Source organism: Nocardia sp. PE-7 (genome assembly GCF_030486425.1).
Lineage (GTDB): Bacteria > Actinomycetota > Actinomycetes > Mycobacteriales > Mycobacteriaceae > Nocardia > Nocardia salmonicida_A.
The window spans coordinates 4,067,650-4,084,507 of record NZ_CP129614.1 but is presented as its reverse complement, the minus strand read 5'-3'; the positions used below and the strand labels follow the sequence as shown (position 1 = coordinate 4,084,507).

Annotated in this window: 18 protein-coding genes; 6 read left to right on the top strand and 12 right to left on the bottom strand. The window is 68.1% G+C overall.

Annotated elements, in window-relative coordinates; genetic code table 11:
- Positions 1-44: 44 nt before the first annotated feature.
- The 5 genes from QX204_RS19295 (at position 45) to QX204_RS19275 (ending at position 3,833) form a co-directional block, all read left to right on the top strand.
- A complete protein-coding gene (locus QX204_RS19295) occupies positions 45-587 on the top strand; it encodes a YbaB/EbfC family nucleoid-associated protein (RefSeq protein WP_301901206.1) in 543 nt (180 codons plus the stop codon).
- A 109-nt stretch (positions 588-696) separates the two neighbouring features.
- Complete coding sequence (locus QX204_RS19290) at positions 697-1,026, top strand: type VII secretion target (RefSeq protein WP_301901204.1); 330 nt, start codon at positions 697-699, stop codon at positions 1,024-1,026.
- Between the two features lie 2 nt (positions 1,027-1,028).
- Positions 1,029-2,009 carry a WXG100 family type VII secretion target gene (locus QX204_RS19285; RefSeq protein ID WP_301901202.1) on the top strand — a complete coding sequence of 327 codons (981 nt, stop codon included), beginning with the start codon at positions 1,029-1,031 and terminating at the stop codon, positions 2,007-2,009.
- A gap of 57 nt (positions 2,010-2,066) precedes the next feature.
- A complete protein-coding gene (locus QX204_RS19280; RefSeq protein ID WP_301901200.1) occupies positions 2,067-2,738 on the top strand; it encodes an O-methyltransferase in 672 nt (223 codons plus the stop codon).
- A 165-nt stretch (positions 2,739-2,903) separates the two neighbouring features.
- Entirely contained in the window at positions 2,904-3,833 is a 930-nt protein-coding gene (locus tag QX204_RS19275; protein WP_301901198.1) for a LysR family transcriptional regulator, read from the top strand.
- Between the two features lie 9 nt (positions 3,834-3,842).
- Here the strand turns inward: QX204_RS19275 and QX204_RS19270 are convergent, their stop codons facing one another.
- The 9 genes from QX204_RS19270 to QX204_RS19230 form a co-directional block, all read right to left on the bottom strand.
- Entirely contained in the window at positions 3,843-4,655 is an 813-nt protein-coding gene (locus QX204_RS19270) for a carbohydrate ABC transporter permease (RefSeq protein WP_301901197.1), read from the bottom strand.
- Positions 4,645-5,592 (bottom strand): carbohydrate ABC transporter permease, encoded by a 948-nt coding sequence (locus QX204_RS19265; RefSeq protein ID WP_301901196.1) that lies wholly within the window; start codon positions 5,590-5,592, stop codon positions 4,645-4,647. Before QX204_RS19265 ends, QX204_RS19270 begins: the two co-directional genes overlap by 11 nt.
- Entirely contained in the window at positions 5,593-6,450 is an 858-nt protein-coding gene (locus tag QX204_RS19260; RefSeq protein ID WP_301901195.1) for a metallophosphoesterase, read from the bottom strand.
- A complete protein-coding gene (locus tag QX204_RS19255; protein ID WP_301901194.1) occupies positions 6,447-7,817 on the bottom strand; it encodes an ABC transporter substrate-binding protein in 1,371 nt (456 codons plus the stop codon). The genes QX204_RS19260 and QX204_RS19255 overlap by 4 nt, the downstream gene beginning before the upstream one ends.
- Positions 7,818-7,848: 31 nt before the next feature.
- Complete coding sequence (locus QX204_RS19250; protein WP_301901192.1) at positions 7,849-8,970, bottom strand: ABC transporter ATP-binding protein; 1,122 nt, start codon at positions 8,968-8,970, stop codon at positions 7,849-7,851.
- Between the two features lie 107 nt (positions 8,971-9,077).
- Entirely contained in the window at positions 9,078-10,301 is a 1,224-nt protein-coding gene (locus QX204_RS19245) for a cytochrome P450 family protein (protein ID WP_301901190.1), read from the bottom strand.
- A 102-nt stretch (positions 10,302-10,403) separates the two neighbouring features.
- Positions 10,404-11,246: an alpha/beta fold hydrolase gene (locus QX204_RS19240; protein ID WP_301901189.1), complete on the bottom strand. Its 843-nt coding sequence runs from the start codon at positions 11,244-11,246 to the stop codon at positions 10,404-10,406.
- A 21-nt stretch (positions 11,247-11,267) separates the two neighbouring features.
- The gene (locus QX204_RS19235) at positions 11,268-11,720 is read right to left on the bottom strand and encodes a PaaI family thioesterase (RefSeq protein WP_301901188.1); all 453 of its coding nucleotides are present in this window, start codon (positions 11,718-11,720) and stop codon (positions 11,268-11,270) included.
- Between the two features lie 133 nt (positions 11,721-11,853).
- Positions 11,854-12,840, bottom strand: a complete 987-nt coding sequence (locus tag QX204_RS19230; protein ID WP_301901186.1) for a zinc-binding dehydrogenase — start codon at positions 12,838-12,840, stop codon at positions 11,854-11,856.
- Between the two features lie 242 nt (positions 12,841-13,082).
- Between QX204_RS19230 and QX204_RS19225 the strand changes: the two genes are divergently transcribed.
- Positions 13,083-14,333 carry a DUF418 domain-containing protein gene (locus QX204_RS19225; RefSeq protein WP_301901185.1) on the top strand — a complete coding sequence of 417 codons (1,251 nt, stop codon included), beginning with the start codon at positions 13,083-13,085 and terminating at the stop codon, positions 14,331-14,333.
- Here QX204_RS19225 and QX204_RS19220 read toward each other — a convergent pair.
- The 3 genes from QX204_RS19220 to QX204_RS19210 form a co-directional block, all read right to left on the bottom strand.
- Positions 14,284-14,958: a class I SAM-dependent methyltransferase gene (locus QX204_RS19220; protein ID WP_301901183.1), complete on the bottom strand. Its 675-nt coding sequence runs from the start codon at positions 14,956-14,958 to the stop codon at positions 14,284-14,286. The two genes, QX204_RS19225 and QX204_RS19220, sit on opposite strands and share 50 nt — an antisense overlap.
- Positions 14,959-15,100: 142 nt before the next feature.
- Complete coding sequence (locus QX204_RS19215; RefSeq protein WP_301901182.1) at positions 15,101-16,072, bottom strand: zinc-binding dehydrogenase; 972 nt, start codon at positions 16,070-16,072, stop codon at positions 15,101-15,103.
- A 4-nt stretch (positions 16,073-16,076) separates the two neighbouring features.
- Positions 16,077-16,787, bottom strand: a complete 711-nt coding sequence (locus QX204_RS19210; protein WP_301901180.1) for a TetR/AcrR family transcriptional regulator — start codon at positions 16,785-16,787, stop codon at positions 16,077-16,079.
- Positions 16,788-16,858 lie beyond the last annotated feature (71 nt).

Below are 16,858 nucleotides of genomic sequence, written 5' to 3'. Positions count from 1 at the left end.
TCCGCCGCAGAGCGCCGGGGATCCGGCGGGAGGGGAAACACAGCATGGACGACCTGAACAACGCCGCCGCGGAGCTCTCGCGCTGGGCGGAGGATCTGGAACAGAAAGCGCAGCGTTACCAGGAGCTGCACGCCAAGATGACCTCGGTGAGCGTCACCGATACCTCGGCCGACGGCCGGATCAGCGTCACCGTGGACGCCAACGGATCGACTACCGCGATCACCCTGGCCGCCGCGGTGCGCGGCATGGATCCCACCGCCGTGGCGACCGAACTCATGGCCTGCACGCATCGCGCGCAGGCGCGCTTGCGTGACCAGGTCACCGGCTTGGTCCATGACACGGTCGGCACCGACGAGGCAGGGGAGGCCATCGTCGGCCAGTACAGCGATCGGTTCCCCGACCTCGACCCGACCTCGTCCTCGCCCGTCCCGCCGCCCCCGCCCGCCGCACCGGCCGCCCCCGCGACACCGTGGCCGTCCGAGCCCGACGCTCCCGCGACCCGTAAACCCGACCGTGACCGGGTGGTGGCGCCCGAGGAGCCGACCGACGAGGACTTGTTCTACCAGCGCAAATCCTGGTTGCAGTAGCCACCGCAACAACCCGGCACACATCCGAGGGAACCGAACGGGGTCGGGGCGCGTCCAACTAGATCGAGAGCTGCGGACTCGACCGAGTTCGCCGGAGGAGGGATTCTGCGTGACCAGTCTGGTGAATGTGAACCTGGATGCGATCAGGGCGCAAGCCTGCTCGGTGGACGGCGTGTCCGGCGGGGTCGCCGAGGCGCTCGAGGCGGCCAACTATCTGGCCCATGCCGACGACGGTTACGGCCTGCTCGTGAAGCCGTACGCGGTGAGCACCCTGAATGCGCTCCACGACGAGATCACCGAGGCGCTGGCGCAGCTCGATACCCTGACCGCGGAGATGCCCGGCAAACTACGAACCGCCGCGGACACTTTCGAAACGTGTGACGCCACCAGGGCGGGCGATCTGGCGGGCAAGACAGCCGAGATCGAAAGGAACGTCTGACCATGGCCGACGGACCCAACGCGGCGGGCACGTTCCTCAACGAGAACACGATCCTGCCGGGCACGGTGAGTACCTTCGACGACGGCGAAGCACCGAAGAACGACCTGCTCACAGAGGGCGTCGACTACAGGGACACCTACTACCAGGAAAGCAACTTCCTTTTCAATAATGTGGGCCTACCGACGGGTGGGGACGAGCCCGACGCCGGGTTCATGAAGGGCACGCTCCAGGGCGACACCTGGGAGAACGGCCTAGGGCTCTACCAGGCGATGACCGGCGACGGAGCGGTCATGGACAAGGTCGGCGCCATCTCCAAAGCGGCCGGTACCGCAGGTGATTGGGCGTCGACGGTGTCGATGTTCAGCAAGGCGATCAAGGGCACCTCGACGCTGGCGAAGTTCGATCCGTTCAACTTCATCGGCGCGCAGCTGATGAGCTGGATGCTCGAGCACGTCGAACCGGTGCGAAAATCGCTGGAATCGATCACCGGCAGCCCGGACATGGTGCAGGCGTATTCGGATTCGTGGGCCAAGATCGCCAAGCATCTGACGACGACCGCAGAGCAGTGGGCCACCGCGCTCGACAGCGGAATCGGTGCATGGGCAGGCGACACCGCCGACGCCTACCGGGCCGCCGCGACAGAACTGACGGGCAAGATCGCCGAGAAAGCCGCCGTCGCCGAGGTACTGGCGGAGTGCAACAAGGCGATGAAGGGCATCGTCGAGACGGTGAGGGAGATCGTGGTCGAGATCCTGAGCAATCTTGCCGGCATGCTCGCCGAGATGACCGCGCTGTTGATCGCTTCCGCGGGTACGGCCACTCCCGCACTGATCGCTCGGGCGCTGTTCGACATCTCGCTGGCCACGATGACGGTCTCGCAGATGCTGATGGAACTGTCTCAGGCATTGATCGACGCGAAGATGCTGGCCCAGAGCGCGGTGAAGATCATCCGGGGAGTCACCGAGGTCGAGACCGCGAAGTAGCGGCCGGGCTCGTCGCGGAAGCCGGTGCCGGGTCGCGCTCGGTGGCAGACTGCCGATATGACGACCAACGATTGGACCGATGTCGACAGCTATATCGTCACCACCCTCGTGGGTGACGAGGGCGTGCCCGCGCTCACCGCCAACGCCGACGCGGGACTGCCTGCCATCGATGTCTCCCCGCCCCAGGGCAAATTGCTGAACCTGTTGGCCCGCACCGCGAAAGCGCGCCGGGTGCTCGAGATCGGCACGCTCGGCGGGTACAGCACCGAGTGGCTGGCACGGGCGGTCGGCGAGGGCGGCCTCGTCGTCACCCTCGAATTCGAACCGCGCCACGCGAAGGTCGCGCGGGAGAACCTGGACCGTGCCGGGGTGGGCGATCGTGTCGAGATCGTGGTCGGCGCTGCCCTGGACACCCTGCCCGGCGTCGCCGAGGATCTGACCGAGCCGTTCGATCTGGTCTTCATCGACGCCGACAAGGTGAACAACTCCAATTACGTCCAGTGGGCGCTGCGCCTGACCCATCCGGGCTCGGTGATCATCGTCGACAATGTGGTGCGCGCGGGCGCTGTGGCCGACGAGCAGACCGAGGACCCGAACGCGCGGGCCAGCCGCGACCTGATCGAATTGCTCGCCGCCGAACCGAGCGTGGATGCGACTGTCATCCAGACCGTCGGTGCGAAGGGCTGGGACGGCTTCGCCTACGCAGTGGTGAACGGTCCGAATTCCTGACCTTTCATTGTGCTGGGACGGCTTCGCGTACGCAGTGGTGAGCGGTCCGAATTCCTGATCTTCACCGCCCGGCAATGCGGATGGTCATTGCCGGGCGTCGGGGATTCATGAGGGTGTTGTTCGCTGCCGCTAGCGTGGGAGTGTTCGACTTCAGGAGCCGCCGTCATGGAATTCCGTCATCTCGTCTCGTTCATCGCGCTCGCCGAGGAATTGCATTTCGGGCGCGCGGCGCAACGTCTGCATCTGACCCAGCCGAGCCTGAGCGCCCAGCTGCAGAAGCTGGAGAAATCCCTGGAGGTGCAGCTGGTCGCGCGCAATTCGCACGAGGTGCGCCTGACGCCCGCGGGCCGGGAATTCGAACTGCAGGCCCGCCAGATCGTCGCCCAGCTCGACCGGGCCGCCAAGGCGGCGAAGGCCACCGCCGCCGGGCGCGCGGGCAGCCTGAACATCGGCTACAACCTGCCCGCCAGCAAACACGTGCTGCCCGAGGCGCTGGCCCAGCTGACCGACCGCCACCCCGGCATCTCGGTGTCGCTGTGGGAGAAGCGAACCGGGCCGCAGCTGGCCGCCCTGGCCGACGGGTCCCTCGACCTGGCCATGGTCTACGGCCACCCGAGCACCGCCGATTTCCGGTACCGTCGTCTGCTGCACCGGATCCCGCTGGTGGCGGTGGTCGGCCGACAGCACCGGTGGGCCCACCGCTCGCATGTGCCGTTCGCCGAACTGCGCGATCAGGAGTGCGTGCTGTTCGCGCGGGATCAGTGCCCGGCGATGTACGACACGATCCTGCGCTCGGCCGCGCAGACTCGGATCTCGTTGAACATCACCCATATCGCCGATGATCCGGGCGCCACCGCCCACATCGTGTCGGTGCGCCCGCTGGTCGGGTTCGCCTCGCTGCCACGGGCGGTGTCGGCGGGGATGGGCACCGCGAGCACCGACGCGGTGGCACTGAAACTGGTCGATCCGGTCCCGACCCTGGATCTGCACGTGGTGTGGCGGGCCGACGAGCAGAATCCGGCGGTGGCGATGTTTCTGGATTGCCTCGCGTCCACGGCGCCTGCCCTGGACGACGACCAGGTTCTGACGGGGTGAGGTCGTCGCTCACTTCAACCCCGACCGCACGAACGCGTTGACGATGTGGCGCTGCAGCACCAGGTACAGCAGCAGCACCGGCAGGCAGGCGAGGCCGGCCAGCGCCATCATCGGCCCCCACTGATCGCCTTCGGTGCCCATGAAACTACGCAGTCCGAGCTGCAGGACGCTGTTGGACTGACGCAGGACGACCGCGGGCCAGAAGTACTCGTTCCACGCGTTGATGAACAGCAGGATGCCGAGCGCGGCGAGTGCGGGCCGCAGATTCGGCACCACCACGGTCCACAGGATCGACCACGATGAACGCCCGTCGATCTTCGCGGCCGCGATGAGGTCCTTCGGGAACGCGGACATGTGCTGGCGGAGCAGCAGTACCGCCAGCGCCGAACACAGCGTCGGCAGCACGACACCGATCAGGGTGTTGATCAGGCCCAGCTGGTTGAGCAGGATGTAGTTGGGCAGCATCGTCACCTGGAACGGCACCAGCCACACCCCGACGAACGCCAGATACAGCAGGTTCTGCAGCGGGAACGTGTAGATGGCGAACGCGTAGGAGGCCAGCAGCGCGATGAGGAGCTGGCCCGCCGCCGAGAGCACCGCGACGAAGAACGTATTGGCGATCAGACCGGCGATGTCGACCTTCTGCGCCGCGTCGAGGTAGTTGGCCGTCGACAGCGGCCACGGGATCGGGGAGAGCGAGGTGACGTCTTCTGGTCTGCGCAGCGACGTCGCGAACAGCCAGTAGATCGGGAACACGCACACCAGTGCCGTCGCGGCGAGCAGCAGATGGCTGCCCACCCCGCGCAGTCGTTCAATCGTCATGGACAGCAACCTTTTCCGAAATCCAGACCAGCAGTGCGGCCACCAGACCGAAGCCGAAGAACAGCAGCACACCGGCCGCGGCACTCAGACCGGCGTCGAAACTGTGGAAGGCGTAGTCCCAGAGCAGGTAGTAGATATTGGTGGTGGCCTGCGCCGGACCGCCCTGGGTCATCGAGTCGATGAGCGGGAAAGTCAGAGTGGGACTGAGCAGTACGGTCGTGAGGACCAGGAACAGCACGGTGGGCGAGAGCAGCGGCAGCGTGATCCAGCGCCGGATCTGCCCCGGTGAGGCGCCGTCGACCCTGGCCGCTTCGTCGTAGTCGCCGCTGATTCCGGCCAGGCCAGCCCACACCACGAGGACCGCGAAGCCGATCAGGTGCCAGGCGGTGATCGCGATGATCACGCCCTGCGCGGTCGCGGTCTCGTACACCCAGTTGCGGTCGGAACCGGTGACCTGGGCGAGAAAACCCGTCCCCGGATGCAGCAACCAGCGCCATACCGCGGCGGCCGCGACCGGCGCGACCAGGAACGGCGCGAACACCAGTGCCTGATAGATCGTGCGCGCCCGGCCGGTGACCCGCCTGCTCGCCATCGCGATGACGACCGGCAGGACCACCGTGAACGGCAGCAGACCCAGGATCAGTGTCCCGGTACGACCGAGAGCGCCCCAGAACGCCGGAAGATCCAGTAGCCGTTCGTAATTCGCGGTACCGACCGGTGTCATCGGGGCCGTCGGCAGCAGGTTCCACGAGTACGTGGACAGTTGCAGGGCCTGCGCCAGCGGTTGATAGGTCCACACGACCAGCAGGAACAGCGCCGGACTCAGATAGAGATACGGCGCGACGAACCGGGCCACCCGGCGTCGGGTGAGTGGGCGGCGCACCGGCTTCGCCGCGACCGGCGGTGTCGGCGAGGCCGGCGCATCGATGACGAACATCTACCGCACCGCCGCCCTGGCGGCGACGATCGCGGCGATCTGCTCGAGCATCTCCGATTCCGGTCGGTCGTAGACCGTGGGCGCCGGGGCGGCGTCGATCGCGGTGGCCAGCACCGTCGATTCGATGACGTCGATGCGGCTGTACCCGAATCCGACGAACCCACGGTGCCTGCCCGCCGGTGCCATCGCGTCCACCCGGTAGGCCATCGCGGGACCGATCCACACCGGGATCCCGGCCAGCGCCGACGCGCCGGTGAGGTGGTTGTGTCCGCACAGGATCATCCGGACATCGGTGCCCGCGACGACCTCGGCCAACTGTTCGGCATCTTTGAGCCGGAGGAAGTCGAGGGTGGCCAGCGGCGAGCGCAGCGGCGGATGGTGCACCACCAGCACGGTGCCGTGCGGGGCGGGGGTGCGCAGAACCCCCGCCAGCCAGGCCAGCTGCTCCGGCTCGAGCTTGCCGTCGTGCTGGAACGGCGTGGTGCTGTCCAGCACGACGATCCGCACTCCCGCGACCTCGACGCACTGGTCGTGCGGGAGATCGGGGTCCACCGTGTCGCGGTCGAGCAATTCGACGCCGAAGGCGGTGCGTTCGTCGTGATTGCCCATCGCGTAGACGATCTCGGCGCCGAGCTCGGCCGCGACGGGCTCGACGGCGGCCCGCAGCCGCCGGTAGGCCTCGGGTGATCCGTTGTCGCTGAGATCGCCGGAGAAGATCAGCACGTCGACGCGCTGCCCGAATTCGCGCAACCGGTCGAGCACCACCGTCAGGTTGGCGGCGGTGTCGACGCCGTGGAGCAGTTCGCCCTCGGGCCGCAGGTGGGTGTCGGTGATCTGGACGATCGTGAGTTCGCTCATGACTTCGGCATGAGTTCGGTGCCCGCGGTGCGGGCGGCGGTGAGGGTCGACTGCGGGTCGGCGCCCTGGAACACGACGGCTTCGACGGCGTCCATCATGCCGTCACGCATCTGCAGGTAGTTGTTGCCCGGCATGGAAACCCACGGCTCCATGGCGGCCAGCTGCGCCACGTTCGGGCGCAGCAGCGGGTTCTGATCGGCCCATTCCTTCAGACCGCCGGCCTCTTCGAGCAGCCCGGTACGCAGCGGCAGGTAGCCGATGTTCTGCGCGATCTTCTTGTAGGAATCCTCGCTGGTGAGGTGCTTGATCAGTTCCCACGCGGCCCGCTGCTTGGCCGGATCGTTGGACAGGATGTGCAGGCCCGCACCGGAATTGGTCGGAACGGCCGGCTTGGCGCCGAAGCCGGGCATCGGCGCCGAACGCAGGTCCCACTTGCCCTTGGAGCCGGTGACGAAAATGCTCTGCAGCGCGCTGGTTTCGAGCATCATGCCGATCTCGCCGCGGCCGAACGCCTCGTAGCCCTGCTTCTGGTTGAGCTTGGGCATGCTGCCGGTGTTCACGAGGTTCTGTGCCATCTTGGTGACCTCGACGGCGGGCGCGTCGGCGAAGGTGAGGGAGTTGCGGTCTTCGGAGATCACGCGACCGCCGTTCGAGCGCACCAGCGACTGGAAGCACCAGTCCTTGGCGGTCTTGGTCAGGCAGTCGATGTAGACCCCGCCCTTGCCGGTGCGGTCGGCGATCGCCTTCGCGGCGGCGGTGACCTCGTCCCAGGTGGTCGGGGGCTTGGCGGGATCGAGACCGGCTTCGGTGAACAGCGAGGCGTTCAGGTACAGCACGGGCGTGGAGAAGACGAACGGAACGCCGTAGGTGTGGCCGTCCCAGTCGTCGAGCGTGCGGGCGCGCGGCGCGTAGGCGTGGCGGGCGCCGTCGAAGTTCTGCTGCACCGCGGACGCGCCGACCAGCTGGTCGAGGGGCTTGGCCTTGAGCTGGTTGATGGTGAAGTCCAGATCGGAGAAGCCGAGCTGGGCGACATCGGGCGGGGTGCCCGCCACCATCTGGTTCTGGATGCTGGAGACGGTGTCGGTCGCCGGGTTGGGGCTGTTGCCCTGCGGCTTCTGCGCGGTGACCTTGATATTGGGGTGCTTGGCGCTGAAGTCGGCGATCAGGGCATTGAACGTGTCGGTCCAGGCGCCGGCCACGCCGTAGCTGTAGGACTCGAACACGATCGAAACCTGCTGGTCGGCAGCCAGTTCGGGGATCTGCGCGGTGGAGGTGGTATCGCTGGACTCGGTGGTGCCGAGGCCGCAGCCGGTGAGAGCGAGGGCGGTGGTGAGCGCCACGCCCAGTGCGGGCAGTGTGCGTTTCATGATGGAACTCCTCATCGGGGTGGTGCCGAGATCAGGGGACGGGAACAGCGGCCGCGTCGACGGCCGCGTCCGAACGGGTCCGGGGTGCTTGCCACGTGAGCCGCAGGCCGGTGTCGGGATCGAACAGGTGGATGTCGGCGGGGTCCACGCGGCAGGCGATGTCCTCGCCCACCCGGACACCGGCCGGACGGGCCGCGCGCACGCACAGACCGGAGTCGAGGTGCACGAGTTCCTCGCTGCCGAGGTTCTCCACCATCCGTACCCGGCCGCGGACATCGGTCGAGGTGTCGTCGATCCGCAGGCGTTCCGGACGGATTCCGGCGACGACGGCGGTGGCGCCGCCGGAATCCTCGGCGATGTCCAGCGCGGCGTCGATGCCGTCGGCCATCACCTTCATGTGGCCGTCGCTCGAAGTGACGACGGCGGGGAACAGGTTCATCGGGGGCGAACCGAGGAAACCGGCGACGAAGGTCGAACGCGGGCGGTCGTAGAGCTCCTCGGGGGTACCGCATTGTTCGATGCGGCCCTGGTTGAGCAGTGCGATGCGCGTCGCCATCGTCATCGCCTCGACCTGGTCGTGGGTGACGTAGAGGAAGGTCGCACCGAGGCGCTGGTGCAGCGCGATCAGTTCGGCGCGGGTCGCGCTGCGCAGTTTCGCGTCGAGGTTCGACAGTGGTTCGTCCATCAGGAACGCGCCGGGATCGCGAACCATGGCGCGCGCCAGCGCGACTCGCTGCCGCTGCCCACCCGACAGGGCGACCGGGCGACGCTCGAGCAGCGCCGAGATCTCCAGCGTCGTCGACACCTCGGCCACCCGCTGCGCGATCTCCGCCCGCGGCCTGCGCCGGGCCCGCAACGGAAACCCGATGTTCTTGGCCACCGAAAGATGCGGATACAGCGCGTAGCTCTGGAACACCATCGCCAGATCCCGCCGTTGCGGCGCCGCGTCCGTCACGTCGGTGCCACCCACGAGAATCCGCCCCGCGCTCGGCTCCTCCAGCCCCGCGATCATCCGCAACAGCGTGGACTTGCCGCAGCCGCTCGGGCCGAGCAACACCATGAATTCACCATCGGCGATGTCGAGACTCACCTCGCGCACCGCGTACTCGGCATCGAACTTCTTCGACACCGCTTCGATCTGCAGTCGTGCCATGCGCCCAGTGTCGAGCCCGCTACGGCGCGCGCGCCGGTGCGATAGTGAACGTCGATCGGTCCAGTCGTCTCGGCACTACCGAGACGCGAACGGGGGCGACGCCGGGCTCAGCGCAGGCGGACCGGTAGTTCGAGCAGGCCCCGGATGAGAGTGCTGGTCTGCCAGTGGAGGTCGGCGGTGGGGGACAGGGTCAGGTGGGGGAAGCGGTGGAGGAGGGCGGTGAAGGCTATTTCGGCCTCTACGCGGGCCAAGGGGGCGCCGACGCAGAAGTGGATGCCGTGGCCGAAGGCGAGGTGGCCCGCGGTGGGAGTGTCGGTGGCGAGGGTGTCGGGGGCGGGGAAGCGGGCGGGGTCGCGATTGGCCGCCGAGAGGGCGACGTAGACGATTTCGCCTTCGGGGATCTCGACCCCGCCCAGGGTGACCGGTTCCGCGGTGAAGCGGGCGGTGGACATGTCCACCGGGCCGTCGAAACGCAGGAATTCCTCGACGGCGGCGGGCACCCCGGTGTGGTCGGCGCGCAGGGCCTGCCACTGTTCGGGGTTGCGGAGCAGGGCGAGCACCCCGTTGCCGATGAGGTTCACGGTGGTCTCGTGGCCCGCGACCAGCAGCAGGAACGCCATCGACACCAGTTCATGATCGGTGAGCCGATCGCCCTCGTCATCGGCGAGCACCAGCTGCGACAGCAGATCCTCGGCGGGCTCGGACTGCTTGGTGCGCACCAGTTTCGCGAGATAGCCGACCATCGCGGCCGACGCGGCCGGACGCTCGTCCTCCTCGCCCTCACCGACCACGGTGACCAACGCCTTCGTCCAGGCCTGGAAGTCCTCGCGATCCTCGAACGGGACGCCGAGCAACTCGCAGATCACCGTCACCGGAAGGGGATTGGCGAACTCGCTCATCAGATCCACCTCGTCGCGCTCGCTCATCGCGTCGAGCAGCGACTCGGTGATCTGTTCGATGCGTGGGCGCAGCAACGCGACCTGGCGGCTGGTGAAAGCCTTGTTCACGAGCTTGCGCAGGCGGGTGTGCGCGGGTGGATCGGTGCCGAGCATATGGCTCAGCAGCGCGACGATGTTCGGGTCCGACGCCGTGGTGTCACGCTTGCTGTGCAGGATCGCGTCGATCCGGACGACATCCTTGCGGAATCGCGGGTCGGCGAGCGCGATCCTGGCTTCGGCATAGCCGACGACCACCCAGCGGACGACGTCGTCGGGGAAGCGCACCCGATGGGCGGGACCCTCGGCGCGCCACCGGCGGTATCGCGCGTGCGGATCGTCGAAGAAGTCGGCGTCGATGGACTCGACAGGGGCGGAGGCGGTGAGGTCGGCCATCGAATCGACGGTACTCGCGCCGGGCGGGATGCGCATCGACGTTGGACAACGACAGCACGGAAATCCTTGTGGCAAGCGAGAATTCGTGACGCAGTCCGCGTGTCAGGTGGTGTGCGGCTCCGTGCTCGACTCGATCGAGGCCAGAAAGCTGTGGAGCAGGTCGGTGACGGCCTGTGGTTGTTCGAGGGAACTCGAATGTCCACACGCGGGGATCGTGTGGAGCTGAGCGTGCGGGATGAGCGAGGCGATTTGGCGGGCATGCGGAACCGGGGTGGCCGCGTCGTCGGCACCGACGATGATCAGGGTGGGGACGGTGATCGCGGCGAGTTCGTCGTCGACGGCGCCGCGTTCGGTGACACCGTGGACGGCGTGGCGCAGACCGACGCGGTCGACCCCGGTCAGGCGCCGCGACCACTCGCGGACAACCTCCTTGCCGGTGTCGGAAGCGCGGAAGGCCGGGCCGAACAGGTGAGTGGCCACCCGGCCCGCGATGGGGCGGATGCCGAACCACCGCAGCGCCCATGCGAGACGGTGGTATTCGCCGATCTTGGTGGGGTCCTCGGCTCGCGCGCTGGTATCGAGCAGGGTCAGCGAGCGCAGCAGGTCGCCGTGCCTGGCGGCGAGTCGCTGACCGACGAAGCCGCCCATGGACAGTCCCACCCAGTGCACAGGTCCCACGTCGAGAGCGCGGATCACACCCGCCGCGTCGGCGGTGAGGGTGTCCATGTCGTAGCCGTCGGCGGTGGGTGGGGTTTCGCCCTGACCACGCCAGTCGAGGGTGACGCACCGATAGTCGCGTCGCAGTGCCTCGAGTTGGGCGCGAAACATCCAGCCGCCGAACAACAATCCGTGACCGAAGACCACGGTGGCGGCATCGGGTCTACCTGTGGGAGTGCCGGTGTCGGTGACGGCGATCGGAATACCGTCGACGTGGATGATCGGCATGAGATCACTCGCTCCCGGTGCTCAGGCCGCCGCGAGACGCACGTTGCGCATCGTCACCAGCGCTGTGGCACACAGGACTTCGCCGGACTCCTCCACCGAGAACACATCGGCGGCGGCGATCGTGAGCAGTGCGCCGGGCTTGATCACCCGCCCGCGAGCGACCACGGTCGGGCCTTTCGCGGGCGCGAGAATCTTCACGGTGTAGTCGATGGTCATGTTCACCCAGCCGACAGGCAACAGCGTGCCCGCGGCCGAACCGGCCGCGAAATCGGCGAGCGAGCCGAGGACACCGCCCTGGAAATAGCCGTCGTGCTGGGTCAGTTCGCGGCGGATCGGTTGCACGATCTCGACATCGCCGAGTTCGACCTTGCCGAAGTGGAAACCCAGGTGGGCGGCGGCGGGCATGGACAGCACCACGCTGGGAACCAGCTGTGCGAAGTCGGGGTTGGGCGGTGGACCGTCGCTGCTGCTCATGCGGCGAATCCTGCCCGCTGACGCCGCGCGGGAACAGCCGATCGCGGAGATTTCGCCTGCTGTTGGGGGTCTGGAAAGAGTCCGGCCGGGCGGGCGAGCGAGAGCGGCCTCGTCGCACCGCCCGGCCGAGAGATCAACGAGTTCCGGCGTGCAGGACCACTTTGCCGTTGCGACCGGGGGTTTCGGAGACCACGGCGGCCTGGGCGGCCTGATCGAGGGCGAAATCGGCCTGGACATCGAGGCGCAGCGTGCCTTCGGCGGCGAGGGTGACGAGTTCGGTGATCAATCGGGCGTAATCGGCGCGGTCGATGTCGGAGCTGCGCTGCTGGCCCCAGAACCCTTTCACCACAGCCTGTTTGAAGATGACGGCGCCGGTGTCGATGATCAGCGGCTTGCCCGACAGCGCGCCGAAGGAGATCAGCTCACCGCGCGGGGCGAGCAGTGCCATCAGATCGCCCGCGGCGGGGCCACTGACCTGGTCGACGGCGCGCACGATCGGTTCACCACCGGTGATGTCGGCGCCCGTGGCGAGCCAGCCCACCGACTCGGTATCGAGCACGGGGCCGTAGCCGAGCTGTTCGAGCGCCTGCACCGAGGACTGGCCGCGGACCAGGCTCAGCACCCGCACGCCGCGTTCCTTCGCGAACAGGTTGAGCAGTCGACCGACCGCGCCGTTGGCGGCGTTCACGACGATCCACTGACCGGGCGTCACCTGCAGGTCGTCGAGCAGCATCAGCGCGCTCAGCGGCATGGCCAGCAGTTGGCAGGCGGTCTCGTCGGACACGGAATCCGGCATCGGCACCGCCTGTGCGGCGCGGGCGACGAAGGAATCCGCCCAGGCCCCGCGCACGCCCGCGATCGCTACCCGCTGCCCGACCTGGAGGCTGTCGACACCCGGGCCGATCGCCTCGACGACACCGGCGGCCTCGGTCCCCGGGATCGCGGGCAGCGGCGGCCGATAGCCGTACACGCCGCGGATGATCGCCAGATCGTGGTTGTGGATCGGCGACAGCGACATCGCGATCCGCACCTCACCTTCCCCTGGTTCGGGGGTCGGCACCTGCTGTGCGGTGAGCACGTCCTTCGGTTCGCCGAATTCATCGATGACAACTGCCTGCATGTCCGCCTCCGTGGTGGTTGCGAGTACCTGCCGAGCGTGATCGTGCTCCATTGTGGCACCGTGGCGGTCGCGGGCTGTTCAGGCGGTCGTTCGCCGCCGGGAGTGCCCGTCGAGGGATCGCTCCATACCCGGGCCCGGGTGTCAATACCTCGCAGTGCTGATAGGGGATCGCTCCGCGACGGGGGCGAAAATAGCTCCTACGGTGGACGAATGCGACAGGTCGGCGTGCGTACGCTCGGTTCATGGCAGACGCACTCGGAATACGCTCGCCCGCAGTGCGATCCGGATCGCGTATCGCCGAGGTGGACATCCTGCGCGGGTTCGCCCTGTTCGGGATTCTGATCACCAATGTGATCGTGGCGACCTCGCTGTGGTCGGTGGTCGGCACGCGCGAGGACCCGGTGCTGCGCTTCGGGGGCACCGTCGATCTGCTGGTGCGCGCCACCGTGGACGCGCTGTTCACCGGCCGGTTCTATCTGCTGTTCGCCTTCCTGTTCGGATACTCGTTCACGTTGCAGATCGCGGCCGCCCAGCGTGCGGGGGCTTCGCCGGTAGCGCGGTTGCTCCGACGGTGCGCCGCGCTGATGGTGATCGGTCTCGTGCACGTCTACCTACTGTGGATCGGGGACATCCTCACCCTGTACGCGATCCTGTGCCTGACTCTCGTCGCGCTACGGAAATTACGACCGCGAACCGCGGTGATCGTCGGGGTGGTGCTGTACGTGACCTGGTCGGCATGGAGCTTTCTGCCGGGAGAAAACAGCCTTCTCGCGTTCGGCGAGTTCGTCGACCTGCCCGCGATCTCCGCCGACTACACCGACACCTTCGCCTCGACGTTCTCCGCGCAGACCGCCCTCGCGCCGGTCTTCCTACTGCTGATCTGGTTCATTCAGGGCGTGCCGAGCCTGGCGATGTTCCTGATCGGCATGGCGGCGGGCAAACGAAACCTGTTCGCGGACCCGGACACGCTGCGCCGCTGGTCACTTCGCGCACTCGTGATCGGCTTCGGCCTCGGAGTGCCGATCTCGGCGATGACCTTCGCCGAGACCATGACCTGGTGGAACGCCCCCGCCGTGATCCACGGCCTCCAAGTACTGGTGAACCCGGCCATGACGGTCGCCTACATCGCCGCGATCCTGCTGGCAGCACAGTCCGCCCGCCTCGGCCGCTACACCGCCCTACTCGCCCCGGCCGGGCGCATGGCCGCCACCAACTACATCGGCCAGTCGATCGTGCTGTTGCTCGTCTACACCGGCTACGGCCTCGCCCTCGCCGACGACCTCGCCCCACCGGCGGTCATCGCGATCGCTGTGCTCACCTTCGCCGCCCAGCTCTGGCTCAGCGCCCGGTGGCTGAGTCGTCATCCGTACGGGCCGGTGGAATGGGTGTTGCGGGCGGCAACGTACTGGACCGTTCCGGCCTGGCGGAAGCCGTCTGTGAGTGTCAGTCGGCGGACTGCGCAGGGCGGTGGAATTCGGCCCGCCAGCGGTTGAGACCTGATGTGTCGGCGCGGGGGATGGTCTCCACACGGACCTGGGTCAGGTCGGGGGCGGTGAACGAGTCGATGTCGGCGCGGGTGAGTGGCCAGGGTGGGCCGACGGTGGCGGGGGTCTTGCTGATGTCGGCGATGACGAGCAGGGTCGCGCCGGGGGCCAGGAGGTCCCGGATGCCGGTGATGGCGAGGGCTCGCACGTCCAGGGGCAGGGATTGGATGGTGATCGACTCGATGACCAGGTCGAAGGCGTGGCGCCAGGACGGCGGTGGGGTGAGCAGATCGGCGACCTTGTAGGTGACGGGCGAATGCGGGAAGCGGGCGCGGGCGCCGCGGATCGCGCTGGGGGAGACGTCGAACGCGGTGGTTCGGATACCTTGGGCGGCAACGAATTCCGCGTCGGTGCCGTAACCGCAGCCGATCACCAGGCCCCTCGCGCACTGGGGCAGGGAGGCACTGCGCAGCCAGTCGACCAGCAGCGGATTGGGCTCGGCACGGTCCCACGGAACGACCGAGGTCCCCGCCGCGGCCTCGGCGTAGAGCGGTTCGAACCATCCGGTCGGATCGTTCGCGGCCAGTGCCTGAGCGGCGAGGCGACGATCGGCGGACGGCTGCGCGTCGGTCATGGGTCCAGTCTTCACCACTGATGACCACCGTGTCGTCCGACATTCGCCCGACTCGCCCGGCGGCGAGCGATCTGGTCGATTGATCACCAGGCCCTGGTGGTGGAAACTCCGGCCGAGTCAGCACCACCAGGGCCTGAAGCAGTCAGGGGACCAACACGACTTTGCCTGTGGTGGCACGGGATTCGAGGGCGCGGTGGGCGGCGGCGGCCTCGGCGAGGGGGAATGCGGTCAGTGCCGGGCGGAACAGGCCGGTGCCCGCGGCGGCGAGAGCACGTTCGGAGAGGATGCGCAGGTCGCCACCTGCACGCTCGATCATCGGTGGACCGAGCACGCTCGGTGAGTTGATGCCGCGAGCGGCGGTGTCCACTCGGGTCGGGGCACCGGCGGACCAGCCGAAGACCAGGTAGGTGCCGCCGGGACCGAGCAGGTCGACAGCCGCGTCGGCGACCGGTCCGCCGACGCCGTCGAAGACGACGGTCGCGGTCCGTCCGCCCAGCTGGGCCCGCACCTTCTCCGGCCAATCCGCCAGTGTGTAGTCGACCGCGATGTCGGCGCCGTTGTCGCGCACCATCGCCACCTTGTCCGGTCCACCGGCCAGCCCGACCACCGTCGCGCCGACGGCGGTGGCGTACTGGACCAGCAGCGTGCCGATCCCCCCGGCGGCCGCGGTCACCACCGCGACGCTGTCGGCATCGAGTTCGGTGAACTGGAGGATGCCGAGCGTGGTGCGCCCGGTACCGACCATCGCGACCGCCGCGGCGAAGCTCACCCCCTCCGGAACGGCCAGCAGCCGTTCGGCTTCGGTGACGGCGAGCTCGGCGTAGCCACCCGGGGCGGCGCCCAGGTGAGCGACCACCCGCGCGCCGAGCAGACTGTCGTCGACGCCGTCGCCGACCCGGTCCACCACCCCGGCGACCTCGCGGCCGGGGACGGTGGGCAGCTCGGGTACCGGGAACGGGCCGGGCTCACCGCGGCGCAACGCGGTGTCGACCAGATGGACGCCCGCGGCGGCCACCGCGATGCGCACCTGGCCCGCGCCCGGTTCCGGATCGGGAATCGACTCGTGGCGGAGATTCTCGGCGGGACCGAATTCGTGAAGCTGGATCGCATGCATGAAATCAGTCTTCAACCTGAACGGTGCTCGAGGTCAAGGCCGATTCGGCTCGACGTGCCGCGCGTGCGGCGAAGCCGTCGCAGAGCGCTTCGAGGCCGAGAAAAAGGAGATCCTCGGAGGTGAGATCGCTCACCCCCGCGCCCTCGAGTTCGGCCAGCGCCGGCGGCACGGGGAAGGACGGTGTGCCCTCGAGAAGGTCGCGCAGTCCATTGGTGTCGTCGGTGGCGGTGCGCTTCTCGGCGAGTAGCGCGCCGCCGACCACCGGCAAGCTGGCGCCGGAGATGTAGTTCCAGACGGAGAATCCCATCGTGGTGGCCTCGCGGGCGGTCACGTCGAGTTCGCGCAGGCCCTCGACCAGCCAGGCCAGGCTCGCCAGGCCCTGCGGGCCGAAGCTGTAGCGGGGGACCGCGAAGGTGAGCAGTACCCAGGGATGCTGCTGGTAGAGCTGCCAATCGACCTCGGCGGCGATGCGTACCCGGTCGCGCCACGTCCACCCTCGACCGACCGGATCGGGGTAGGGGTGGCGGGCGGCGATCTCGTCGGTCATGGCCGCGATGAGTTCGTCCTTGTTCGCCACGTGCCGGTACAGCGACATGGTGCCCACCTCGAGGCGGTCGGCGATGCGGCGCATCGACACCGCGTCGAGTCCGTCGGCGTCGGCGAGGGTGATCGCGGCGTCGACGATCGCGGTGCGGGTGAGCTTCGCCTCGGTCATCCCATGACTCGCTTTCGTAATACAACCTTCATGCGTACACTGTACCCAGCTCACGCGTACGGCGTACGCAA

Bases quoted from the DNA above. Each gene is read 5' to 3' on its own strand.
- QX204_RS19295 (WP_301901206.1), top strand. From the start codon at position 45: ATGGACGACCTGAACAACGCCGCCGCGGAGCTCTCGCGCTGGGCGGAG.
- QX204_RS19285 (WP_301901202.1), top strand. From the start codon at position 1,029: ATGGCCGACGGACCCAACGCGGCGGGCACGTTCCTCAACGAGAACACG.
- QX204_RS19280 (WP_301901200.1), top strand. From the start codon at position 2,067: ATGACGACCAACGATTGGACCGATGTCGACAGCTATATCGTCACCACC.
- QX204_RS19275 (WP_301901198.1), top strand. From the start codon at position 2,904: ATGGAATTCCGTCATCTCGTCTCGTTCATCGCGCTCGCCGAGGAATTG.
- QX204_RS19270 (WP_301901197.1), bottom strand. From the start codon at position 4,655: ATGACGATTGAACGACTGCGCGGGGTGGGCAGCCATCTGCTGCTCGCC.
- QX204_RS19265 (WP_301901196.1), bottom strand. From the start codon at position 5,592: ATGTTCGTCATCGATGCGCCGGCCTCGCCGACACCGCCGGTCGCGGCG.
- QX204_RS19260 (WP_301901195.1), bottom strand. From the start codon at position 6,450: ATGAGCGAACTCACGATCGTCCAGATCACCGACACCCACCTGCGGCCC.
- QX204_RS19255 (WP_301901194.1), bottom strand. From the start codon at position 7,817: ATGAAACGCACACTGCCCGCACTGGGCGTGGCGCTCACCACCGCCCTC.
- QX204_RS19250 (WP_301901192.1), bottom strand. From the start codon at position 8,970: ATGGCACGACTGCAGATCGAAGCGGTGTCGAAGAAGTTCGATGCCGAG.
- QX204_RS19245 (WP_301901190.1), bottom strand. From the start codon at position 10,301: ATGGCCGACCTCACCGCCTCCGCCCCTGTCGAGTCCATCGACGCCGAC.
- QX204_RS19240 (WP_301901189.1), bottom strand. From the start codon at position 11,246: ATGCCGATCATCCACGTCGACGGTATTCCGATCGCCGTCACCGACACC.
- QX204_RS19235 (WP_301901188.1), bottom strand. From the start codon at position 11,720: ATGAGCAGCAGCGACGGTCCACCGCCCAACCCCGACTTCGCACAGCTG.
- QX204_RS19230 (WP_301901186.1), bottom strand. From the start codon at position 12,840: ATGCAGGCAGTTGTCATCGATGAATTCGGCGAACCGAAGGACGTGCTC.
- QX204_RS19225 (WP_301901185.1), top strand. From the start codon at position 13,083: ATGGCAGACGCACTCGGAATACGCTCGCCCGCAGTGCGATCCGGATCG.
- QX204_RS19220 (WP_301901183.1), bottom strand. From the start codon at position 14,958: ATGACCGACGCGCAGCCGTCCGCCGATCGTCGCCTCGCCGCTCAGGCA.
- QX204_RS19215 (WP_301901182.1), bottom strand. From the start codon at position 16,072: ATGCATGCGATCCAGCTTCACGAATTCGGTCCCGCCGAGAATCTCCGC.
- QX204_RS19210 (WP_301901180.1), bottom strand. From the start codon at position 16,787: ATGACCGAGGCGAAGCTCACCCGCACCGCGATCGTCGACGCCGCGATC.